Here is a 22,943-nt window from a genome sequence, read left to right on the forward strand (position 1 = left end):
GATGCCGGGCCCTTCCGCAAGAGGCAACGACCACGAGGGACGTCTCATGAAATCACTGAAGCTGATCGGCCTGGCATTGGGCGCTTCGTTCGCATTGTCGGCGAGCGCGTTCGCGCAAGATATCACGATCGCAGTCGCGGGCCCGATGACGGGCTCCGAATCCGCTTTCGGCCGGCAGATGAAGAACGGCGCCGAGCAGGCGGTCGCTGACATCAACGCCGCCGGCGGCGTGCTCGGCAAGAAGCTCGTGCTGGAATCCGACGACGACGCCTGCGATCCGAAGCAGGCGCGCTCGATCGCCGAGAAGATCGGCTCGTCGAAGATCCCGTTCGTCGCCGGCCATTTCTGCTCGTCGTCGTCGATCCCGGCCTCCGAGGCCTATGCCGACGCCAACGTGCTGCAGATCACCCCGGCCTCGACCAACCCGCTGTTCACCGAGCGCAAGCTCTGGAACGTGGCGCGCGTCTGCGGCCGTGACGACCAGCAGGGCCTGGTCGCCGCCGACTACATCATGAAGAACTTCAAGGGCAAGAACGTCGCCATCCTGAACGACAAGACCACCTACGGCAAAGGTCTCGCCGACGAGACCAAGAAGGCGCTGAACAAGGCCGGCTTCCAGGAGAAGATGTTCGAGTCCTACAACAAGGGCGACAAGGACTTCAACTCGATCGTCTCGCGCCTGAAGCGCGACAACATCGACCTGGTCTATGTCGGCGGCTACCACCAGGAAGCCGGCCTGATCCTGCGCCAGATGCGCGACCAGGGCCTGCAGACCGTGTTGATGGCGGGCGACGCCATGAACGACAAGGAGTTCGCCTCGATCACCGGCCCGGCCGCCGAAGGCACGCTGTTCACCTTCGGTCCCGATCCGCGCAACAAGCCGACCGCGAAGGCGATCGTCGAGAAGTTCAAGAGCAAGAACATCGACCCCGAAGGCTACACGCTCTACACCTACGCCGCGATGCAAGTGTGGACCCAGGCCGTCGCCAAGGCCGGCTCGACCGACGCCAAGAAGGTGATGGACACCATCAAGGCCGGCGAGTGGGACACCGTGCTCGGCAAGATGGCCTTCGACGCCAAGGGCGACATCAAGGCAATCGACTATGTCGTCTACAAGTGGGACGCCAAGGGTAACTACACCGAGATCAATCCGAAGGGCTCCTGAGCCGCACGCGTCTGATCCGACCAGAGACGGCAAAACGCCCCGGTCCGCCGGGGCGTTTTTTCTGGGCTGCTAACCCACATGATTCTGATCGACGCGGGCGGCTGTCCGGAACGAGCCGACGCCCGCGCCGTGCGATGAAACGAAAAACACTGGAGATGTCCGGAATGCGATCTGATGTCGTTATCCGGACTTTCCGACGCAGCAAGATTTGAAGCTAAGGTTTGAAGTCATGTCACCTGATACCACTTACGATGTGATCGTCGTCGGCGGCGGCTCGGCCGGCGCGGCCATTGCCGCCCGGTTGTCCGAGGATCGAAAGCGGCGGGTGCTGCTGCTGGAAGCGGGCCTCGACTGGCGTGCGGACGAAGCCCCCTGGGAAATCCGGACGCCCAATCCGATTCCGATCATTCACAAGCGCGAATTCCAGGAGAAATGGCAGTGGCCCGACCTCCTGACGCGCCGCATCGCGGGACAGGAGCCGCGCTTCTACTGGCGCGGCAAGGGGCTGGGCGGCAGCTCGATGATGAACGGCCAGATCGCAATTCGCGGCGTCGCGGATGCCTTCGACGAATGGGCCGCGCTCGGCTGCAACGGCTGGTCCGCACGCGAGATCATGCCGCTGTTCTCGGTGATCGAGGACGACGAGGAATTCGGCGACGCCAAGGGACATGGCCGCGGCGGTCCGCTGCCGGTCTATCGCGCGCCGCTGGAGACATGGGGGCCGATCGATCGCGGCCTGCGCGATGCAGCTCTCGCCAGCGGCTATCCGTGGTGCACCGATGTCAACGGTCCGGATGGCGAAGGCGTCGCCTGCTATCCGATCAACAGCCGCAACAGCCGTCGTATCACGACCAACGAAGGCTATCTCGAGCCGGCGCGTGGCCGCGCCAATCTCGAGATTCGAGGCAAGGCGCTGGTCGACCGGGTCATCATCCGCGACGGCAAGGCGACCGGCGTCCGTGTCCATATCGACGGCCAGGGCACCGCCGAGATCGATGCGCGTGAGATCGTGTTGTGCGGCGGCGCCATCCACAGCCCCGCGATCCTGCTCCGATCGGGCATCGGCCCTGCGGCCGAGCTGCAAGCGATGGGGATCGCGGTCGAGCGTGACCTGCCGGTCGGCCGCAATTTCTTCGACCATCCGCTGTTTCGCATGACGATCCAGCTGCGCGAGGAGCTGCGGCCCACCGATCCGGATACGCGTCACACCAATTGCTGCGTGACCTACTCATCCGGTCTCGCCGACGGCGGCAAGCGCGACATGATCATGATCGGGTTCAACCATCGCGGCATCGGAAATCCCGGCGCGATCGGCGCAGGACTGTTCAACGCCTATTCGCGCGGACAGCTGAAACTGGCTTCGCCCGATCCGACGATCGATCCGATCGTCGAGGAGAACATGCTGGCCGATCCGCGCGATATGCTGCGCATGGTCGATGCGGTGAAGCGGTTCGCGGTCCTCGCCACGCAGCCGGCACTGGCCGGCATCTCGGACTGGATCCGCCTCGGCGATACCGAGCTGACCCTGCCGGCCGCGGCAGCCTTGCCGACGGCCGAGCTCGAAGCGGTGTTGCGACGCGAGACCGGCGACATCCAGCATGCAGCCGGCAGCTGCCGGATGGCCGGCGCCGACGATCCCACGGGTGTAGTCAATCCCGACGGCACGGTGAAGGGCATCGGCGGCCTGCGGGTCGCCGACGCATCGATCATGCCGTCCGATTGCCGGGCCAATACGCACTTCACCACGGTCGTGATTGGCGAAGCCATCGCCCGGATGATGAGGTCATAGGCCAAGCCATTAGCGCGCCTCCAGAGCACGATGAGATTGAGTTGAATCGTCATCGCGCTTTGGATTCTTGTTTTGGCATGATCTTTCGGAAAACCGCTTCGCACTTTTCCGGATCATGCTCTAGCCGCGCCCGCCGCAGCTGCTATACCGGATCGATCGGACAGCAGGCGGATGGACTCGATCGTGAAAAACCTTCTCACCGATATTGCCGGCGTCAGCGTCGGCCATGCCGACGACGCGGTGATCGCCTCCGGCGTCACCGCCATCCTGTTCGAGCGGCCGGCGGTGGCCTCGATCGATGTGCGCGGCGGCGGGCCCGGCACCCGCGAGGATGCGTTGCTGTCGCCGCACAATGTCGTCGAGGCGATCGACGCCATCACGCTGTCCGGCGGCTCCGCGCTCGGGCTCGACGCGGCCGGCGGCGTGCAGGCCTGGCTCGCCGAGCGTGGTCGCGGCTTTCGCATTCGCGACGCGGTGATCCCGATCGTGCCCGGCGCGATCTGCTTCGACCTGCTCAACGGCGGCAACAAGGCGTGGGGACGCTTCCCGCCCTATCGCGACCTCGGCTACGCGGCGGCGAATGCGGCGGCCGATGACTTCGCGCTCGGCAGCGTCGGCGCCGGCATGGGCGCCACCACGGCCAATCTGAAGGGCGGCCTCGGCTCGGCGTCTGATGTGACCGACGACGGCATCAAGGTCGCGGCACTCGCGGTGGTCAACGCGGTCGGCAGCGTGACGGTCGGCAGCGGCCCGTGGTTCTGGGCCGCGCCGTTCGAGGTTGACAGCGAGTTCGGCGGACGCGGCCTGCCGCCGGCGTTCACACCGGACATGCTCAAGCCGCGGCTGAAGGGTGGCGCGGACGCCACCGCCGCCGAGAACACCACGCTGGTCGTGGTGGTGACGGATGCGCAACTGACAAAACCGCAGGCGCGGCGGCTGGCGATGATCGCGCAGACCGGCATGGCGCGCGCGATTTATCCGGTGCACGCCCCGCTCGATGGCGATGTGGTGTTTGCCGCCGCGACCGGCGCCAGGCCGGTCGATCCGCTGTTCGGGTTGACCAAGCTCGGCGCGATCGCGGCCAACACGGTGGCGCGCGCGATCGCCCGCGGCGTCCATTCAGCGACCGCGCTGCCCTTCCCCGGCGCGCTGCCGAGCTGGCGGGACCGGTTCGGCTAAGCGCTGACCGACACGCTCGACGAGGCTTGGGCGGAGATCGCCTGCGATTGGCGCTGGATCAGCTGCTCGATGAAATTATACGACGAGGTCGCGTTGCTGCCGGCGGAGGACGAAGACGAGGACGTGCTGCTGGTGCTGGACGCCGAGGCCGGCGTCGTCATCGCCACCTTGGAGCCGTCGGCATAGGTCGTCGTCGTGGTGGTCGAGCCGTCGCTGTTGGTCACCGACGTCGAGGTGGCGCCGTCGAGCGCCTGCATCAAGGGATCGGAGCCCGATCCACCCGAGCCGCTGCTGGAGCCGGATCCGTCGGTCGAGCCGCTCGCCATGTGATGATGATGGCCGCCGCCCTTGTGGCCCTGCAGCCCCTTCGACATCTCGTCGAGGCTGACAGTGCCGTCGCCATTGGTATCGAGCTTGGCGAACACGGCGTCAGCCTGCGCGGTGTTGGTGCCGCCGGCGCCGAGCGCGTTCTCGAATTCGGTCTTGGTGATCTGGCCGTTGCCGTCGGCGTCGATCTGCGAGAACAAGTCCTGCAGCGCGGCCGACCGGCTGGTCGGGGTTGAGCTTGTCGAACCCGTGCCCGTCGAAGCCGACTGGCTTTGCGCATCGAGCAGCGCGCTCATCGTCAGCGGCGAGATCTGCGGTGTGCTCGAGCTCGATCCGGCGCTGGTGCTGCTGCCGGTCGAGGTCGATGCCGTGGTCGAAAGATCGAACAGGCCACTCGACTGGCTTGCCTGACTGGAGCTGCCGGTCTGGGTCGTCGACTTCGACGACATCAGCGAGCTCAGGAGATCAATGGCCGACGACGCAGCGCCAATTGCAAATAACATGGCAATACTCCAACAGGGCCGCGCCTGGCGGCTCAAACGCTTGGCAATGCGCAGCAAGCGGCGTGCCATGGCAAAAACCCAATGAAACCAGGCCTTGACGTATCGAGACCGGTTCCGCGTACCCGGCAAGAGCTGCCGCCGGCGGCAGAATTTTCCGGCCCCGCCGTCCGGTCCGCTCGCATTGCCCGCCACGCCTGCGCATGTTAGGCGGGGTCACCCGTCGCCCCCTGCTCGTCTTCCGGAACTGCTGACATGACTCAGTCATTCACCCCGCGTCCCCTCGTTATCGCTCCGTCGATCCTGGCGTCGGATTTCTCAAAGCTCGGCGAGGAGGTCCGCGCCGTCGACCAGGCCGGCGCCGACTGGATCCATCTCGACGTGATGGACGGACATTTTGTCCCCAACATCTCCTACGGCCCCGACGTCATCAAGGCGATGCGGCCGCACACCAAGAAGGTGTTCGACGCCCATCTGATGATCTCGCCCTGCGATCCCTATCTGGAAGCCTTCGCCAAGGCGGGCTGCGACCACATCACAGTTCATGCCGAGGCCGGCCCGCATTTGCATCGCTCGCTGCAGGCGATCCGTGCGCTCGGCAAGAAGGCCGGCGTCTCGCTCAATCCGGCAACGCCGGCGAGCGCGATCGAATACGTGCTCGACCTGATCGACCTCGTGCTGGTCATGTCGGTCAATCCCGGCTTCGGCGGCCAGGCCTTCATCCGCTCGGCGATCGGCAAGGTCTCCGACGTCAGGGCGATGGTCGCAGGCCGGCCGATCGACATCGAGGTCGATGGCGGCGTTGCGCCCGACGTCGCGGGCCAGCTCGCCGCCGCCGGCGCCAATGCCTTTGTTGCGGGCTCCGCCGTGTTCAAGGGCGGCACGGTCGAGGCCTACAAGACCAACATCGCCGCGATCCGCCACGCCGCGGCAGAGGCGCGCGGCGAAGCGATCTGATGATCCGGCGGAGCTAAAATACTGCGGGCGGCGTGACCGCGGCATTCGCCGCCTCATCGCCCGCCTCCGTCGCCGGCATCAGCCGCGACGGCCGCACCACCGTCACCGTGCACGGCGCTTCGGCGGCGACCTTGGCGGACACGCTGCCGAGCAGCGCGCGCCGCATCGAATTCTGCCGCGCGCCGATGATGATGTGATCGACCAGATTGACCGCGGCGAATTCCAGGATCGCCGCCGCCGGATCGATCGCCTCCAGCACATGTACGGTCAGCCTGTTGTCGCCAAGCTTGAACGGCCGCGCCCAATGCTGGAGCGCCACCAGGCGGTCGACATGCTTGTTCTGGCCCTGCTCGTCATGGCTACGGTCGATCGCCAGCCGATTGAGCTTCAGCACGTTGACGCAGGCGAGCCGCGCCGATGGCGAGGTCGACAGCACCTGCTCAGCGATCGTGCGGATGGTCTCGTTCAGCGCCTCCGTGCCCTCGCCGATGTCGAGCGCGACCGCGACGATCGGACTCGATGCGAGCTGCACCGCGACGTTGGACTTCGGCTGCGGCGGCGCCGCGCCGAGATTGAAGCGGCGGCGCCAGACGGTCATGAGCGGATCGCGCTTGAGCCGCTGCGCCCGCGCCGTCAGCTTGACCTGTTCGGGGTGGCCGAGATCGAACGCAAGCTGGGCCGCGGTCGGATAGCGCGCGGCCGGATCGATCTCCAGACAGCGCAGCACGATCTCCTGCAGCCACGGCGGATAGTCCGGCCTGAGCTCGCGCGGCGGAGTGGGATCACGCCACAGCCGCCGCCGCATCCCGCGCAGCGTCTCGCTCTCGCCGAACGGGCGGACGCCGGTGGTGAAGAAATACAGCAGCACGCCGAGCGAAAACACATCGCTGCGCGGATCGTCGCGCACGCCGAGCAGGCGCTCCGGCGCCATGTATGGCGCGGTGCCGTAAGGCAGACGAAACTCCTCCTGCAGCAGGTCGGGCAGATGCTGATGGTGCGAGAGGCCGTAATCGATCAGCACAGCCTCGCCGCGCTCGCGGAACATGACGCTGCTCGGCTTGATGTCGTGATGGATGACGTTCTGCCGGTGCAGGCTGGCGAGCGCAGTCGCGACCTTTCCGCCGATCACCCTCACCTCGTCATACGGCAGCGGCAGGTCGTCGAGCCGCTTGTAGAGCGTTTGACCTTGGATGCGCTCCATCACCACATAGGCCTGGCGCTCGAAATCGCCGGTGCCGAAACAGGCCGGCACGTGCGGCCCCGACAGCCGCGGCAGGATCATCTGCTCCATCTCGAAGCTGACGATCGCGGCCGGATCCTCGCCCTCCGAGGTCAGCGGCACCTTCATCAACAGCGGCACATTGATGCCGGGATGGGTGACGGTCCATAGCGTCGCCATGCCGCCGCGGTGGACGCGCTCACCGATGGTGAAGCCATCAAGTTCGGCGCCAGGCTGCATCGTCAGCGCCGCCACCGGCGTCACCTGCCGAGCGGCAGGCGGTCGGCCAGCCACAGCGGCAGGCCGTTGGCCTTGATCCGCGCAGCGGCGGTCGCGACGTCGTAGGGCACGCGATGATAGGTGATCTCGCGGCTGACCGTGTCGAACATCGCAAACGACGCCGCCGGATCGCCGTCGCGCGGCTGGCCGACCGAGCCCAGCACCGCAAGCCAGCGCCGCCCTGGCAGCAATTGCACAGCTATGCCCGCGGTCGGAACGAAGCTCGTCATCTTCGCGGTCGAGGACATCGAATAGAGGCCGGGGCGATGGATGTGGCCGCAGAAGGTGATCTGCAATTCGGTCGCCATCATGCTACGGGCGGCGTCCGCGGTGTCGCGAACATAGCGCCATTTCGTGGGCTCCGAAGCCTCGGAGTGCACGTAGAGCCTGTTGTCCTCCTGTCGCGACATCGGGAGCTCGGCGAGGAACTGCTTCTGCTCGCCGCTGAGCCGGCCGCGGGTCCAGTCGATGGCAGCCTGCGCATCGGCGTTCATGCTGTCGCTGGGAACGCCGATCGCATTGTCATGATTGCCGCGCACCGCAATCGCGCCCTTGCCGACCAGGTCCATCACCGTATCGACGGCCCATTCGGGATCGGCGCCGTAGCCGACGATGTCGCCGAGGCAGATCAGCCGCTCGGCACCGCGCGTGCGCGCAGCATCAAGGCAGGCGGCGAAGGCCTGCCGGTTGGCATGAATATCGGCAAAGATTGCAAGCCGCATCGTGGTCCGCGTGACTGATCCCGGACCGATATCAAGCACACGCGGCCCCCGGCTCGCAATCGGGCCGAAGGCATCAGGCAATCAGAGGATGTCGGAAGAAAGTTCGGCTAGTGCTTGCACACCCGCACGCCCCGCAACAGCAGCGCCAGCAGCGCGTCGATCCGGGACGGGCATTCGGGCTTGGCCCATTCCTCGGCATGCGCCGGGTGATGGTAGCGGACGGTCGCATCGAACACCGCACGTGCCGTCGCCTTGACGTTGTCGATCTCGAATTCCCCCTGCGCGACACCGTCGGACAGGATCTTTGCGATCAGATCGACCTGCTTGTCCTTGTAGGCTTCCACCACCTCGCGCGCGCCCTGCGCCAGCGCCAGGTAGGTCGCGAACATCTCGGGATCATCGCAGACCTTCTTCTGCTTGATCGTGAAGGCGGTGCGCAGCCATTGCTCCAGCCGTTCCGGCGCCGGGCCGTCGCCCGCTGCGAGCTTGCACAGCGGCTCGTTGGCGCGGTCCAGCCAGCGTTTGGCGACTGCGTCGCGCAGCGAGGCCTTGCTGGGGAAATGGCGGTAGACGCTGCCGTGGCTGACATCCAGCGCACGCGCAACGTCGACAACGGTGGCCTTGGTCAGCCCGTAGCGCCTCAAGACATCCTCAGTTGCCTCAAGGATCCGCTCGGGTGTCAAAACCACCGCCTCGTTCATGCGTTTACCGTCTGGTTATCGCCGTCCTGCCCGCGGGTGAACTTGGCAGCCTGGGCAGCCAAATGGCGGGCGACGCGAAGATTGAGCCACTGTTGAATCTGGGCGGTCAATTGGAAGATTTCTATCGTCATGGAGGTAGTCCTTCGAGGTAATCAAATTGAAGTCCGGTTGTCCCGGCCAAAACGCCTGAACAGCCGCTGGGCGCCCTCCTCCCTTTGGGCTGCTGAGTATATACACCATCTCGCTGACAGATTTCAATATCTGTCAGACAGACTTTGCGAGATGACAGCTATGCGGTCGGGCCGGCCCACCGGGCCCGCGGCTCGACCCGCTACACCGTTCCGTGAGCGGCCGGACGATCCGCCGGTCCGTGCCCATGTCTCCCTTCAGCTACCCCGGGAGAGGCCTGCATGGATCGTCCAATGACCTTCAAGGAGATCGCCAAGATCACCGCGGGCGCGGTGGTGTCGCTGGTCATCGTCGGCTGGCTGATGGTACTCGCGATCGCCTTCATGACGGTGCTCTGAGGCCGCGTTACGGCCCCGGAACAGGCACGTCGGAATCGAAAGGGGCCGCCTCACGCAGCGGCCCCTTTGCCGGGAAAAATGGCTTCGGGATAAAATCTAGCCCCGGTTGGGAACCAGATTACACGGTTCAGGGGATTGAGGAATTCCGGATGACTACTGTCCACTCAGCTGACTGATTATTGGCGATCCCTATTTTTGTGCCACCCTTCAGGCGGGACAGGGCCTCCTATTGCTGCTCGTCCTTGGGCGGCATCCGTGGCGGTGGCAGCGGCGTGAAGACCGATCCCTGCGCGCCGGCCGGCGGGGCCACGAATGTCCCCGTGGTGGAGTCGCCGCCGGTGGTCTCCACGATCGTCTTCGGGGTGATGTACTCCCTGACGAAGTCCGTGAGGGTCCCGTCGCCGCCACCGAAATCCGCCGCCCGCCCGCCCTGCGGGTGGCCGGCCTTGATCTCGCTGTCGGCCGTGTGAGTCTGTTCCGCCATGGCATCGCTGTAGGGAATGCGGAAGGCACGCGGCACGGCGCTCGGCCGGTTGTCTTCGTCAAGCTCTTCAACCCAGAGATAGATCGAGCCCGGATCGCCCTCCAACGTATGCGGCTCCACGATCCGCGTGGACAGCAGCTTGAAGTTGGCCGGCAGCTTCTCCGCGGAGGCCCAGCCGAGCAGGCCGCGCATGCCGCCGAAGCTGACGAAATAGAAGACGCTGGTCACGACGATGACGACAGCCTTCATCGACCAGTGCAGGCGCGCATAGACCAGCACGATCAGCAGCAGCGCACCGATCACTGCGTAAGCGACCGCAATGGTGAGGATGACCGACTGCAAGCTAATCATTGCGGAGCACCCTGACGCCGGTTCTCGGAACGCCGGTTTTCGGATCGAGGTCGGCGCCGTTGCGCCAGTTGCTGCGGAAGGTCTCGAGCAGCGATTTCGGCCGCCGGTCGACGTTGATCACCTTGCCCTCGGCGTCGAGACGAAACCGCACCGCGGTCTTCTCGTCGCCGGTGTGATCGACCGTCAGCTTGTCGTCGAAGATCACCTGCGCCGTCGGATTGAGCTTCTGCACCTTGACATTGGCCTGCACCGGCTCGCCGGTGGTGGCCTGGAAATGCGAGACGTTGACGGTGTATTCGCCGGCGACGACGCCGCGCAAGGTGACGATCTCCTCGCGGATCGGCGAGGCAATCTTCTTGCCGTTGACCACGATGAAGTCGTTGGCGCCGCCGCGATCGTCGCGGTCGAGCGTCAGGAAGCCGGCCTCGCGATGCCGGTACCAGGCAATGTTGCCGGCGGGGTCCTGCACGAACAGGTCGAGATCGTCGGGATGGTTGTCCGGCCAGTCCATCGTGATGATGAACTCCGCCTTGGATTCGATCTTGCCTTCCTTGGAGTCCGGCGATACCGCCAGCAGCGCGAGGAAGAACAGGAACGCGACCACCTGCAGCGCCTTGAACAGCATCACGCCGAGCGGATCGAACGGCTCCTCCCGCGGATAGAGCCCGAACTCGTCCATCATGGCGTCGTTCCGAGGCGATGTTCCAGGGCCGGCGTGACATGCGTCTCGGTCAGCACCACGGCATCGGAAAACACCCGCTGGGTCGCGGAATCCAGCATGTAGTACTGGATCCGGACCAGGATCGATCCGATCAGCCCGGCCAGCGTCGTATACATCGCGACCGCCATGCCGTCGCTCATCAGGCCCATCGAGGATTTCATCGCGACCTTGTCGGCGGCATCGAGCGAGGCGATCGGCGCCAGCATGATGATGAAGCCGATGATGGTGCCAAGCAGGCCGAGCTTCATCAGCGTATCGGAGACGAAGGCGCCGAACCCGTTGGACCCGCGCAGGCGATCGGCCAGCGTCCGCAGCAGCAGGGTCTGGTCGATCCGGCCCTTGGCCTGCGCGTCAGCCTTCTGCACCAGGCTCTTGATGTGATCGGTGACGAGGCCGCGCGGCAGGCCGCGCGCATCTGATGCAAGAACCTTGGCGCCGTCAGGCGCGGCGAGGATCGCGCGGCAGGACCGCGCCACCTCGCCTTCCCGCGCGATCGCGCGCGTCCGCCAGAAGCAATGGACGCAGGTGAGAATGTAGAGCACCGCGATGACGCTGGAAATGTAGGTGCGGTCGGAACTGACCATGAGCCGGATCAGCCCGTAGCGCCACAGCAGGAAGGCGGCGAAGATCGACAGGCCGGTGAAGATCATCCAGAGCAGCAGGACGCTGCGCTCCGCCGTATCCGTGTCGGCCGATGCGGCCGCAGCTTCGACCTTGGCGTCCATGCTGCGTGAGCTCCCTGTGCCGACTGTTCCATGAGGCTCCGCGCGGGCCCCATCCGCCGTTAGAGCAGAGCCGGCCGGCGCCGTCCAAAGACATCTGCCCAGATTTGGTCGGGCAAATTTCCCGACCTGCATAGCTTGGCATGCTTGCGATTGGCGGGGAATACCGCTGCTGTTAGCATCATGCTCTCGTCTGATCGCCGTGGAGTGATCGCATGCGCCTCGTGCTTCAACTGGTCGCCCGCCTGCTCGTCATCGTCGCGCTGTGCCTTGGCGCGGCGACCGTCTGGGCCACGGTCGACGCCTATCGCAGCGTCGATCGCGCCACCGAGGCGTCCGCCGAGCGGGTGTCACAATCGCTCGAGGCGCTGTACTGGCGCGAATTGCTGCTACGCAGCAACCGGATGCGCGAGCAATTGCTGCCGGCGCCGGACTGGCGCACCATCGAAACCATGGGCCTGATCGCACCCGGAATCTGCGTGCAGTTCGAACCGGCCGGCGCCTTCGAGAAGCCGCTGTGCGGCCAGAGCAAGGGGATCGGCAAGGCGCCGCCGCGCTGGTTCGCCGGCATCGTCCAGATGGTGCTCGGCGATCACGCCGCCGTCGAGCGGCCGATCAGCGCCCGCGCCGCCACCGCGGGAACCGTCCGCGCCACCGCCGATCCGGCCGCTGCGATCGCGCTCGCCTGGCAGCACATCCTGGACAACATCCATGTCGCATTGCTGATGGCGCTCGCAATCGCGCTGCTCGCCTCGCTTGCGATCGCACATACGCTTGCGCCCGCGCGTTCGATCGTCTCGGCGCTGCGGCGGATGGCCGACGGCGAGTACCGGACCCCGCTGCCGCGCGTCCGCTCGATGGAGCTCGCGATGATCGGACGCGCCGTCGGTGATCTCGGCGACCGCCTCGCGCAGGCCGAGGAGGAGCGCACGGTGCTGACCAGGCGGTTGCTGGAAATTCGCAGCGACGAACGCCGCACGCTGGCGCGCGAGTTGCACGACGAGTTCGGCCAGAACCTCACCGCGATCCTCGCCTTCGCCAACACGATCGAGGCCAGTTCCGGCGACAAATACGCCGCCGGCACCGAGATTGCGCAGGATGCACGCATGATCTCGCAGGCGACGCGCCGCATCATGGCCTGCCTGCGCGATACGCTGAACCGCTTGCGCCATCCGCCGGCCGAGGAGCTCGGGCTGGAGGCCAGCCTGGTCGATCTGGTCGACAGCTGGCGATCGCGCACGGCGCAGCCGATGATCCAGCTCGATTTGCAGGGCGATCTCGCCGACATCAGCGGCACGGTCGCAGCCACCGCCTATCGCGTCGCGCAGGAGTGCCTGACCAATGCGCTGCGCCACAGCGCGGCGCGCGAGATCGTGTTGCGGATCGAGCGGCGGACCGGAACCGAGAATGCACTGCTGGTGCGGGTCGAGGATGACGGCGGCGGCGATGCCGCCAAAGTGGCGCAATCGGCGGGCTTCGGCCTCACCGGCGTCAGCGAGCGCGTCGCCGCGCTCGGCGGCTCGCTGTCGATCGCGCGCGCCAGCCGCGGCGTCAGCGTCGCTGCCACGATCCCGCTCGCCGCCTGAGATGACTACCGCGAGGATGGCAACCGTGACGACGATGCCAAAGATTCCGGGCATCTCGATCCTGCTGGTGGACGACCATCCCGTGGTCCGCCAAGGCTATCGGCGCGTGCTCGAACATCAGGACGATTTCCGCGTCGTCGCCGAGGCCGACAACGCCGCCAATGCCTATCGCGCGTTCAAATCGCACCAGCCTGATGTGGTCGTGATGGACATCTCGATGCCCGGCGCGAGCGGGCTGGAGGCGATCCGTAACATTCGCGCGCGCGACGCCGATGCCCGCATCCTCGTCTTCAGCATGCACAGCGAGGCGGCCCAGGTGAAGGCGGCGTTCAGCGCCGGCGCCTCTGGCTTCGTCACCAAAGGCAGCGAACCGGCCGAATTGATCGCGGCGATCCGCTCGGTGGCGCGCGGCGAGCATGCGATGAGCGACGACGTCGCCCGGGTGCTCGCGCTCGAAAGCCTGGTGCCGACCCAATCGGCCCTCGACCAGCTCGGCGAGCGCGAGATCGAGATTTTGAGGCAGCTCGCGGCCGGCCACACCAAGGAGCAGATCGCCGCCAACCTCAATCTCAGCACCAAGACCGTTCAGAACTACCATTATCTGATCAAGGCCAAGACCGGCATGCGGACCGACGCCCAGCTGGTCCGCCTCGCCGTCGAATGCGGGCTGGCAAATTTGTAAGCCTCGCAACCCGGAATGGTGCCCTTTCGCGTGACATCAGGGCGGGTTACGCTACGCTGATCCGCCCTGCGCAATCACAAGAAACGGACGCTCCCCATGCCCATCGTCAATCGCGTTGCCGCCCTCTCGGATGAAATGGCCGCCTGGCGCCATGACTTCCACGAGAATCCCGAACTGCTCTACGAGGTGCACCGCACCGCCGGCATCGTCGCCGACAGACTGCGCGAGTTCGGCTGCGACGAGGTGGTGACCGGGATCGGGCGCACCGGCGTGGTCGGCGTGATCCGCGGCCGCAAATCGACGTCAGGCAAGACCATCGGGCTGCGCGCCGACATGGATGCGCTACCGATCGTGGAGGCCTCGGGCGTCGCCTACGCCTCCAAGGTCCCCGGCAAGATGCACGCCTGCGGCCATGACGGCCACACCGCGATGCTGCTGGGCGCCGCGAAATACCTCACCGAGACGCGCAATTTCGACGGCACCGCGGTCGTGATCTTCCAGCCCGCCGAGGAAGGCGGCGCCGGCGGCAAGGCGATGGTCGACGACGGGCTGATGACCCGCTGGGGCATCCAAGAGGTCTACGGTCTGCACAACATGCCCGGCCTGCCCGAGGGCTATTTCGCGACCACGCCGGGCCCGATGCTGGCCTCGTCGGATACGCTGAAGATCACCGTACACGGCAAGGGCGGCCACGCCGGCGCCGCGCCGCATGAGGCGATCGACAGCGTCCTGATTGGCGCCCAGATCATCAATGCGCTGCAGTCGATCGTGTCGCGCAATCTCGATCCGCTGAAATCGGCGGTGATCTCGATCACCATGTTCGAGGCCGGCGCCGCGTTCAACGTGATCCCGGAGACCGTGACGCTGGGCGGCACCGTGCGCACGCTGGATCCCGGCGTGCGCGATATGGTCGAGCGCCGGATCGGCGAGGTCGCCTCCAGCATCGCCAAGGCCTATGGCGGATCGGCCGAGACGGATTATGGACGGATGTATCCGGTGACGCTGAACCACGCGCGCGAAGCCGGCGTCGCCGCCGAGGTCGCCCGCGATGTGGTCGGCGCCGACCGCGTCAACGACAATCTGGTGCCGGTGATGGGCGCCGAGGATTTTGCCTTCATGCTGGAGGCGCGTCCCGGCGCGTTCGTCTTCCTCGGCATGGGCGACGGCCCGATGTGCCACCACCCCGCCTACAAGTTCAACGACAACATCCTCGGCCACGGCGCCTCCTATTGGGTGCGGCTGGTCGAGAAGCAGATGCCGGCGGGCTAGCGCCGCCCGCGAGCTCGGCCGCGATCCGTTCGCGGCCGGGCCGTCACTAGCGCGGCTGCTGCTGCGTGGTGCAGTGAATGCCGCCGCCACCGGCGGCGATGCCATCGATGTTGAGCTGGATGATTTCCCGGTCCGGATACAGGTCGCGCAGTTTGTCGCGCGCATTACCGTCCGCGGTCGCGTCGCCGAACTCCGGTGTGATGACGGCACCGTTGCAGACGTAGAAATTGATGTAGCCGGCGGCGAAATCCTTGCTGCCGTGCTTCGGACGCACCGTCGACGGCCCCTGCAGCATCACGACCTCCAAACGCCGGCCCTTCGCATCGACAGCGCCGCGCAGGATCTCGAGGTGCCGTTTCGTGACGGCGTGATCGAACGACGACGTGTCCTGTTCGAGGCCCGCCACGACGACGCCCGGGCTCGCAAATCGCGCATAGAAGTCGGTATGCCCGTCGGTGATGTCCTTGCCGGCAATGCCGGGCAGCCAGATGATCTTTTCCAGCCCGAGCAGGCGAGACAATTCGGCCTCGCATTGCTCCTTTGACACATCCGGGTTGCGATTTGGGTTCAGGACGCAGCTCTCGGTGATGATGGCGGTCCCCTCGCCGTCGACTTCGATACCGCCGCCTTCCAGCACCAGTCGGGCCTTGATGAACGCCGCCGTCGCAGCCCGGGCCACGTATTCCGCGACCCCGGCATCGAGCGCATGGCGCTGCTTGTTGCCCCAGCCGTTGAAATTGAAACCGACCGCGCCGAGCTGCCCCGACGGGTCCTTCACGAACACCGGTCCGGTGTCGCGCATCCAGATATCATCGACCGGTCGAATGACGAGGCTGACCGAGGGGCCGCACAGCCGCGCGGCAATCTCGCGGTCCTCCTCGCGGACCAGCATGTTGACGCGTTCATAGGCCGCGATGGTCTTTGCGATGGTGGCGAGATTGTCCCGCGCCACCGGAAGCAGCTTGCCGCCCCAGATCGCCGCGCTGGCGCCGAAGGCCATCCAGGTCGCGGCATGCGGCGCGCCCTCGTCCGGCATCCGCCAGTTCGCTTGATCGAGTGCAGGACTGTCCACGCGCGTTCCGGCCGGGACGGCCGCCCCTGTTCCTCGCAGGGTAGCGCGGTTGCTCCCGCGCCGGCGACCCCTTTTGCAGTGTCCCGCCCCCGCCTAACGGGTGCCGTCGGCCTCGCTTGCCGCGACCATCCGCGCGGCGACGCGGTCGCGCTTGACGAAGTGGTGGTAGGCGACCGCGGCGAGGTGCAGCACGATCAGCGCCAGCAGCACATAGGCGAAGAAGATGTGGCGCCCCTCATAAGCATCCGCCGCCGCCTTGTCGGGCGAGGTGATCTGCGGCACGTGGAACAGGCCGAAGAAGCTCGAATAGTCCTGGGCGCGCGAGCCGGAATGGGCCCAACCCAGCATCGCGACCAGGATGGTGACGGCATAGAGCGCACCGTGGTTGACGCGGGCGGCGATCCGCTGCCAGGCGGGCATCTCGGCCGGCAGCGCCGGGGTCGGATTGACGCTGCGCCAGAGCAGCCGCAGCACCGTCAGCAGCAGCACCAGATAGCCGATATCGGCGTGGATCGACCGGTAGAAGAACTTGTCCGCCCGCGCCGGGATGTGGTTCATCCACCAGCCATAGGCCAGCATGCCGATGATGGTGATGCCCAGCACCCAGTGGAAGGCGCGGGCGAGCGAGCCCCAGCTCGCGGCGGTATTGCGGATCATGGTGGATTGGCCCTGTTTGGATTTCGCACGTCGCAGCAATAGCTTGCACGTGATACTTGCACGTATTGGCCAAGGCCATATGAAATTCCCGCCTTCACCGCCTTTTGTCGGCCCCAAAGGCCGGGCAGGCAAAGACAACTGAATGGTAACCCTGCTTCGGATAGAATTTCGGCGTGTCCACCCCCCCGACCATCCTCGTGTTCGATTCCGGCCTTGGCGGCCTCACCGTGCTGCGCGAGATCGTCCGCGCCCGGCCCGACGCACACTATGTGTACGTCGCCGACGACGCCTTCTTCCCCTATGGCCACCACAGCGAGGACGAGATCATCGCCCGCGTGGTGCCGCTGGTCGGCGATCTGATCGATGCCCACGCGCCCGACCTCGTCGTGATCGCCTGCAACACGGCGTCCACCCTCGTCATGTCGCATTTGCGCGATGCCTACCGCCTGCCCTTCGTCGGCACCGTGCCGGCGATCAAGCCGGCCTGCGCCTCGTCGAAAACCCGCCGCGTCTCGGTGCTCGGCACCAGGGGCACCGTGAAGCGGGAATATACCCGCAAGCTGATCTCGGACTTCGCGCAGGGCTGCGAGGTGACGCTGGTCGGCTCCGGCGAGCTCGCCTCGCTGGCGGAAGCAGCCCTCAGCGGCACGAGCGTGCGCGACGAGGATATCGCGGCCGAGCTCGCACCCTGCTTCGTCGGCGACGGCGCTGATGACCCCGGCCGCACCGACACCGTCGTGCTGGCCTGCACGCATTATCCGCTGCTGCTGGAACGGCTGTCGAGGCTCGCACCGTGGCCGGTCGACTGGATCGATCCGGCGCCCGCGATCGCCCGCCGCGTCGCCGATCTGCTCGGCCCTGCGGGCACGGAGAGCGATGAAGCCGGCGCCGAGATGATCTTCACCTCGAAGCGGCCGCATGCGCTCACCGCGGCGCTGACGCCATTCTTCGGTGGCCGCGTCCCGGCCTGATGCTTTTCGCAGTCACGCGGTGCTGCTAGTTTTTGTCCTTGCTTCGCAGGAGGACCGCACGTGACCGCAGCCCCGCTGACGCCGCTCAATCGATTGCGAAAACAATGGCGCGACAAGCGCCCGACCTTCGGCGCGATCGCGACCATACCGAGCATCCAGACCGTGCAGATCATGGCGCAGTCGCTGGACTGGATCATCGTCGATCTCGAGCACGGCCCGATCGACCTCGGCACCGCGCATGCGATGATCGTCGCCACTTCGGGCACGCCCTGTGTGCCGATGGTGCGGATTGCCGCCAACGAGCCGCACCTGGCCAAGGCACCGATGGACATCGGCGCGCTCGGCATCAACTTCCCGATGATCCTCGACCGCGGCGATGCCGAGAAGGCGGTGCGCAGCGTGCGCTACCCGCCGCAGGGCGACCGGCTCTGGGGCCCGTTCCACGCGCCGTTTCGCTGGGGCGTCTCGATGAACGACTATATGGCGACCGCCGACGACGACATGATCTGCATGATCACGATCGAGCATGTCGATGCCGTGAACCGGATCGACGAGATCATGGCAACGCCCGGCATCGACCTCGCGGTGATCGGCCCCGGCGATCTCGCCACCTCGATCAACAAGCGCGGCCTGCCCGACGATCCCGAGGTGGTCGCTTTGATGCAGCGTGCCGAGCAAGGCATCATGAAGAGCGGCGTGCCGATCGGCGGCGTTGCGCGCACCGCAGACCAAGCCAATGCGATGATCGACCGCGGCTACCTCGCGCTCGCGCTCGGCTTCGACTGGTCGCTGTTCCAGCGCGGTATCGCGGCGGCGTTCGCCGGGATCAGGCGGTAGGCGTCGTCAACCATCCAGGCCGGTCAGCCAAGCGACCTAGACCGTTGCGAGATAGAGGCTCGGATCAAAATATTGCGTGGCCGGCGTTGCGGCCGCGACCGGACCCTCGGTCGCGAAGAAGTCGCTAACCTGCTGCAGCCATTTGGCCACGCTGCCGTCGGCATACAGCCGTTTCCACTCCCGCGACGAGAACATCTTCTGCGCTGCGAGCGCCTCCTCGATATCGGCGACCATCGCCTGCGGATAGTGCTTCTTCTGCAACGCTTCGGCCACCGCCTTGCCGTTGCGAAGCATGTGGTCGTTGGCATCGGCTCAGCCACGAATGATCCGCCCGAACACGTCGCGGTTGGCGGCAAAATACGCCTGCCGGGCGACCCAGCCACCGACAACGGCGGATTGCGGATAGTAGGCGGATGCGTCCACCAGCTTGATGGCGCCGGGCGCCTTGTCGCGCACCGCGATATTGAACGGGACCCAGAGCGCGACGGCAGGCACGTCACCCGCGATGAATGCGTTCACCGCCGCGGACATGTTGCTGTTCGCGATCTCGACATCGGTCGGAGCCAGGCCGTTGGCGCGCAACGCGCGGTCAAGAAAGATGTGTGCCGTGCTCATCCTGGTGGTCGCAATGCGCTTGCCGCGAAGATCGGCGAAGGTCCGCACGCCCTTGTCGGGCCGCACCCAGAGCTGAGCGGTCGCGATCTCGATATCGTTGACAAGGAACGCGGTGTAACCGCCGCGCGGCAGCAGGCTCGAGATGACGGCACCGGCCGACAGCACGTCGAGCTTGCCGGCCGCCATCGCCTCCACGACCTCGAGGCCGGTGTTGAACTCGACCAGGTCGAAGTCGATCCCTTCCCGGTCGAACGAGCCGCGGTCGAGGCCGGTGAGAATCTGGCCGTCGACAGCGACGACATGGAGATAGCCGAGCCGCAGCCGGACCCGCTCCCGGGCGATCGCGGGTGAAGCGAGCGCGGCAGCCCCCAGCGCGGCTCCGACGAGCAGACGCCGCCGACTGGTCTTGCTGGACGACGCATCGACCTGCATCTCAATGCACCGAGAGATCGAGCAGCGGTTGCTGAACGGCACTGCGCAGCCGTTCGGCGTGGTATTGCGCGACGCCATCCCAGGGATATTCGGCGAGGAAATCGGCAATGCGCAGCAACGCCGTGGTCGGCTCCGCGTACCGGATCGAATTGTAGACGGCTTCCCAGCGCGCGCAGAACGACAGCTCCGTATCGCCGCGTTCGCCGCAGAGCTCGTAGACCGTGATCGCTTCGGCAAAGCCCTTCGGCCGGATCTGGTCGACGCTACGGAACGCGAATTTGTGTTCGGCACGCACCCGCACGGCTGCGCTGACCAGCACCTGCGTGCCGTAATTCTTGTTGAGGCCTTCGAGCCGCGAGGCCAGATTGATGGTGGCACCGAGCGCGGTGTAGTTCATGCGGTCGGCGGAGCCGACATTGCCGACCACGGCGTCCCCAAGATGCAGGCCGAACCGCGTGGCGTAGGCCGGCCAGCCCTCGCTCCGGAACGCCCGGTTCAGTTCTGCGTTGCGGTGCAGGCAATCCAGCACGGCCTCGCAGGCATGAATGACGTGCTCCGGGTCCTCATCGGGCGCGTTCCACAGCGCCATCACGGCGTCGCCGATGAATTTATCGATCGTGCCATGGTGCTGCATGATCGCCTCCGACATCGCGGCGAAATAGCGCGAGGTGAAGATCATGACCTGCGACGGATCCGCCTTCTCCGTCTTCGCGGTGAAGTCAGCGACATCGGTGAAGAGCACCGTGACCTCGCGCCTGACGCCGCCGAGTTGCAGCGAGGCGCCGGACTCCATCAGCTGACGCACGATCGGCTGCGGAATGAAGCTGGAGAAGTTGCGCACCACGGTGCGCATCGTGAACACCGAACGGCCCAGCTCGTCGATCTCGTCGATCGCCGATTGCAACCGCGGCCGGTCGGCAAGCTGGAAGTGCTGGATCTCGTCGGTCTGGCGCGCCAGCTCGCGCAGCGACCGGGCGAGCAGCGAGCCGAGCCAGAACGCAAAGGGCAGCATCGCGATCACGAACGCGAGCGCGATGGCAAACAGCGCGCGCCGCTCCGAGATGATCTTGGCAAAGAATTCATCGAGCGGAGCGATCACCGCGAGGCGGATATTGGCCGGGCCTGCGGTCTCGATGCGATGAAAGGCCGCGACCAGCGTCCTTCCATCCCCGTCGGTGAAGAATTGCTGGGCGCCCCCATCATTTCGCCAGGACTGGATCGCAGCAGGCAGGCCGGGAAGCTTGATCGCGTCGATCCCCGGCAGCGCGTCGCTGTGCTCGGCCATCAGATCGCGCATCTCGGGATGGCCGACGATGCGGTCGGCGTCGTTGAACAGGAAGGCCAGCCCGGATTTGCCGAGCTTCTGCCGGCTCAGCATCTCCTCGAGCCGGTTGAGCAGCAGATCGGCGGCGACTACCCCGCGGCGGCCCTCCCTCAGCGGCGTGCGCAGCGTGTAGCCGGGTTCGCCGGTCGCATAGAAGACATAGGGTCCGGTGAGCAACGTCTTGCGATCCTTGAAGGCCTCGACATACCAGGGACGCTGCCGCGGGTCGTAGCTTTCCGGCCCCGCCACTTCCGAGACCTGGATCAGGTTTTCCGAGAGGAACAGCGTGACCGGCGCCGCTGCGGCGGGCCCGGTGCGGGCGATCACGACGACGCGGTAGACCGCATCGGCATCGACATTCAGGCTGCTGCGGAATTGCGGCTTGGCGCGATCGATGACGTCCATCTCCAGGAACGAGCCGTCTTCGTAGCCGACATAGAGATTGAAGATCTGCGGATTGTTGCGCAGCATCGAGGCCAGCAGACCGTAGAGCCTGGTGTTGTCGGCGATGTCGGCCTCCTGGATCGCCGGAAGCCCGGCCAGGATCTCGAGGCTGTCGCGGACATTCTTGAACTGCGCGTCGATGCGGTCGGCGCCGAGTTGGCCTACCTTGTCGATGAAGGTGCTCGCGGCCATCTGCGTGATCGAGGAGACCCGGCGGAAGCTGAGATAGACCAGCGTCAGCCCGACCACCAGCACGGCGGCAATGAACACCGTGATGATGGAGGTGCGGAAGCCGATCCGAACCGGCCTCCGGTGGGTCGCACGCACGTCACTCATCGGGCTTGTCGTTCGCCTCCTCCTAATACTTCCGAACGATCGGCTTCGTCGGTGTGGTGGTGGGCGCGGCCGGCGAGAGCTGGAACGTCACCCAGGTGGACCACCCCTCCGCACGATTCTCGGCGGCGAAATCCTTGTAGCCTCTCAGGTTGAGATAGCCCTGATAGCCCTCGGCGACCGGAAAGATGAATCCGACCTGCGGGCCGATGCCGGCGACACGTCCCTTGAAATCGCCGAGCTTGGCGCCGGCGCCGCTGTCGCCGGTGATCTGCTGAAAATAGTAGCCGGCGACACCGACATGCACATTCTTTTCGACGAACTTCGACATTCCCCAATCGACATGGAAATCGATACCGTTCTGGTACTGAAGATCCTTGTTCATGCCATTGTAGGTGACGCCCGCCAGCACCGAGAACTCCTGGCCGGATGCCGGATTGAGATAGGTGTAGGCGCCGCCGACGTCGATCGCGGTGAATCCGAAGCTGAGATTGGCGAGGCGGCTGCTGTCGTAAGTCCCGCTCGGGATGTTGCCGAAGATGTAGACCATCTCGTTGTTGACGCCCTGATTCCATTTCAGGGTGCCCTGATAGAACACGTCCGACACCGTCGTGCGGTTGTCGGTTGCTGTGCCCGAGAGCGTGTTGCCGCGCGGCCCGGTCAGCGTCGCGTCGACGCCGACACCGATATTTCCGGGCGCGGCGAGGAAGGTGATGGCCGCCTGTCCGCCCAGCACCGACTGCGCCCAGGTGTAGGTGAAGCCCTCCACGAGAACGTCCGCATGGGCGTTGAGACCGGCCACCACCGATCCGGGCACGCGGTTGCCGATGACGAAATTCTTGCTCGCGTTGGCGCTCTGATCCAGGTGGATATAGATCGTCTCATACGCCCAGCCCGGCATGGCTGGTGCCGCCGTCAGGCTGGCGAACGAGCCGGGTAGCCAGAAGCTCAATCCACCGGCGTCGGCCAACGCCGTGCGCGGCACTGCCGATACTGCGAGCACGCTGATTATGCCGAGTACGGCACGCTTGTGATTCCTGACCATCCTCATCCTGACCTCCCCACTTCGTTCGAGACA

The 22,943-nt window shown here is 65.9% G+C and carries 23 protein-coding genes; 9 read left to right on the forward strand and 14 right to left on the reverse strand.

Going from position 1 to position 22,943, the window contains the following annotated elements:
* The first annotated feature begins 46 nt into the window (after positions 1–46).
* The 3 genes from JQ616_RS14550 (at position 47) to JQ616_RS14560 (ending at position 4,133) form a co-directional block, all read left to right on the forward strand.
* Positions 47–1,165, forward strand: coding sequence for a branched-chain amino acid ABC transporter substrate-binding protein (locus JQ616_RS14550; RefSeq protein ID WP_212015367.1), 1,119 nt, complete (start codon positions 47–49; stop codon positions 1,163–1,165).
* Positions 1,166–1,394: 229 nt separating this feature from the next.
* On the forward strand, positions 1,395–2,954 hold the full coding sequence (locus tag JQ616_RS14555) for a GMC family oxidoreductase (RefSeq protein WP_212015368.1): 1,560 nt from the start codon (positions 1,395–1,397) through the stop codon (positions 2,952–2,954).
* Positions 2,955–3,137: 183 nt separating this feature from the next.
* A complete protein-coding gene (locus tag JQ616_RS14560; RefSeq protein ID WP_212015369.1) occupies positions 3,138–4,133 on the forward strand; it encodes a P1 family peptidase in 996 nt (331 codons plus the stop codon).
* On the opposite strand, the gene JQ616_RS14565 is transcribed toward JQ616_RS14560, so the two are convergent.
* Complete coding sequence (locus tag JQ616_RS14565) at positions 4,130–4,963, reverse strand: EF-hand domain-containing protein (protein WP_212015371.1); 834 nt, start codon at positions 4,961–4,963, stop codon at positions 4,130–4,132. The two genes, JQ616_RS14560 and JQ616_RS14565, sit on opposite strands and share 4 nt — an antisense overlap.
* A 252-nt stretch (positions 4,964–5,215) precedes the next feature.
* On the opposite strand from JQ616_RS14565, the gene rpe reads away from it, so the two are divergent.
* Complete coding sequence (gene rpe / locus JQ616_RS14570) at positions 5,216–5,917, forward strand: ribulose-phosphate 3-epimerase (protein WP_212015372.1); 702 nt, start codon at positions 5,216–5,218, stop codon at positions 5,915–5,917.
* Between the two features lie 13 nt (positions 5,918–5,930).
* Here the strand turns inward: rpe and JQ616_RS14575 are convergent, their stop codons facing one another.
* From JQ616_RS14575 to JQ616_RS14600, 7 genes are all read right to left on the reverse strand, one after another.
* Positions 5,931–7,376, reverse strand: coding sequence for a serine/threonine protein kinase (locus tag JQ616_RS14575; RefSeq protein WP_212016305.1), 1,446 nt, complete (start codon positions 7,374–7,376; stop codon positions 5,931–5,933).
* A gap of 20 nt (positions 7,377–7,396) precedes the next feature.
* Positions 7,397–8,137, reverse strand: a complete 741-nt coding sequence (locus tag JQ616_RS14580; protein ID WP_212015373.1) for a metallophosphoesterase family protein — start codon at positions 8,135–8,137, stop codon at positions 7,397–7,399.
* 107 nt (positions 8,138–8,244) lie between these two features.
* Positions 8,245–8,838: a TetR family transcriptional regulator gene (locus JQ616_RS14585; RefSeq protein WP_212015374.1), complete on the reverse strand. Its 594-nt coding sequence runs from the start codon at positions 8,836–8,838 to the stop codon at positions 8,245–8,247.
* A complete protein-coding gene (locus JQ616_RS39645; RefSeq protein WP_279705295.1) occupies positions 8,835–8,969 on the reverse strand; it encodes a hypothetical protein in 135 nt (44 codons plus the stop codon). Before JQ616_RS39645 ends, JQ616_RS14585 begins: the two co-directional genes overlap by 4 nt.
* Before the next feature lie 622 nt (positions 8,970–9,591).
* Entirely contained in the window at positions 9,592–10,200 is a 609-nt protein-coding gene (locus JQ616_RS14590) for a hypothetical protein (protein ID WP_212015375.1), read from the reverse strand.
* Positions 10,193–10,882, reverse strand: coding sequence for a hypothetical protein (locus tag JQ616_RS14595; protein WP_212015376.1), 690 nt, complete (start codon positions 10,880–10,882; stop codon positions 10,193–10,195). Before JQ616_RS14595 ends, JQ616_RS14590 begins: the two co-directional genes overlap by 8 nt.
* Positions 10,879–11,646: a MotA/TolQ/ExbB proton channel family protein gene (locus JQ616_RS14600; protein WP_212015377.1), complete on the reverse strand. Its 768-nt coding sequence runs from the start codon at positions 11,644–11,646 to the stop codon at positions 10,879–10,881. The genes JQ616_RS14595 and JQ616_RS14600 overlap by 4 nt, the downstream gene beginning before the upstream one ends.
* Positions 11,647–11,858: 212 nt before the next feature.
* Between JQ616_RS14600 and JQ616_RS14605 the strand changes: the two genes are divergently transcribed.
* From JQ616_RS14605 to JQ616_RS14615, 3 genes are all read left to right on the forward strand, one after another.
* Positions 11,859–13,229 (forward strand): histidine kinase, encoded by a 1,371-nt coding sequence (locus JQ616_RS14605; RefSeq protein ID WP_212015378.1) that lies wholly within the window; start codon positions 11,859–11,861, stop codon positions 13,227–13,229.
* Between the two features lie 34 nt (positions 13,230–13,263).
* A complete protein-coding gene (locus JQ616_RS14610) occupies positions 13,264–13,911 on the forward strand; it encodes a response regulator (RefSeq protein WP_212016306.1) in 648 nt (215 codons plus the stop codon).
* Positions 13,912–14,007: 96 nt separating this feature from the next.
* Positions 14,008–15,180: a M20 aminoacylase family protein gene (locus JQ616_RS14615; RefSeq protein WP_212015379.1), complete on the forward strand. Its 1,173-nt coding sequence runs from the start codon at positions 14,008–14,010 to the stop codon at positions 15,178–15,180.
* A 46-nt stretch (positions 15,181–15,226) separates the two neighbouring features.
* Here the strand turns inward: JQ616_RS14615 and JQ616_RS14620 are convergent, their stop codons facing one another.
* Together JQ616_RS14620 and JQ616_RS14625 are read right to left on the reverse strand one after the other, a co-directional pair.
* The gene (locus tag JQ616_RS14620; RefSeq protein ID WP_349629997.1) at positions 15,227–16,252 is read right to left on the reverse strand and encodes an agmatine deiminase family protein; all 1,026 of its coding nucleotides are present in this window, start codon (positions 16,250–16,252) and stop codon (positions 15,227–15,229) included.
* Between the two features lie 93 nt (positions 16,253–16,345).
* Positions 16,346–16,909 (reverse strand): cytochrome b, encoded by a 564-nt coding sequence (locus JQ616_RS14625; protein WP_212015381.1) that lies wholly within the window; start codon positions 16,907–16,909, stop codon positions 16,346–16,348.
* Between the two features lie 173 nt (positions 16,910–17,082).
* Here JQ616_RS14625 and murI point away from each other — a divergent pair, with 173 nt between their 5' ends.
* Positions 17,083–17,880: a glutamate racemase gene (murI, locus tag JQ616_RS14630; protein WP_212015383.1), complete on the forward strand. Its 798-nt coding sequence runs from the start codon at positions 17,083–17,085 to the stop codon at positions 17,878–17,880.
* A gap of 60 nt (positions 17,881–17,940) precedes the next feature.
* The gene (locus JQ616_RS14635) at positions 17,941–18,717 is read left to right on the forward strand and encodes an HpcH/HpaI aldolase family protein (RefSeq protein ID WP_212015384.1); all 777 of its coding nucleotides are present in this window, start codon (positions 17,941–17,943) and stop codon (positions 18,715–18,717) included.
* Between the two features lie 36 nt (positions 18,718–18,753).
* Here the strand turns inward: JQ616_RS14635 and JQ616_RS39785 are convergent, their stop codons facing one another.
* From JQ616_RS39785 to JQ616_RS14650, 4 genes are read right to left on the reverse strand one after another with little or no spacing between them, the layout of a single operon-like run.
* Positions 18,754–19,011, reverse strand: a complete 258-nt coding sequence (locus tag JQ616_RS39785; protein ID WP_349629998.1) for a hypothetical protein — start codon at positions 19,009–19,011, stop codon at positions 18,754–18,756.
* A gap of 18 nt (positions 19,012–19,029) precedes the next feature.
* A complete protein-coding gene (locus JQ616_RS14640) occupies positions 19,030–19,764 on the reverse strand; it encodes an ABC transporter substrate-binding protein (protein WP_349629999.1) in 735 nt (244 codons plus the stop codon).
* Position 19,765: 1 nt separating this feature from the next.
* Complete coding sequence (locus JQ616_RS14645) at positions 19,766–21,868, reverse strand: cache domain-containing protein (protein WP_212015385.1); 2,103 nt, start codon at positions 21,866–21,868, stop codon at positions 19,766–19,768.
* Between the two features lie 22 nt (positions 21,869–21,890).
* Positions 21,891–22,916, reverse strand: coding sequence for a SphA family protein (locus JQ616_RS14650; protein WP_212015386.1), 1,026 nt, complete (start codon positions 22,914–22,916; stop codon positions 21,891–21,893).
* Between the last annotated feature and the right edge of the window lie 27 nt (positions 22,917–22,943).

It is taken from the genome of Bradyrhizobium tropiciagri, from assembly GCF_018130545.1.
GTDB lineage: Bacteria > Pseudomonadota > Alphaproteobacteria > Rhizobiales > Xanthobacteraceae > Bradyrhizobium > Bradyrhizobium tropiciagri_A.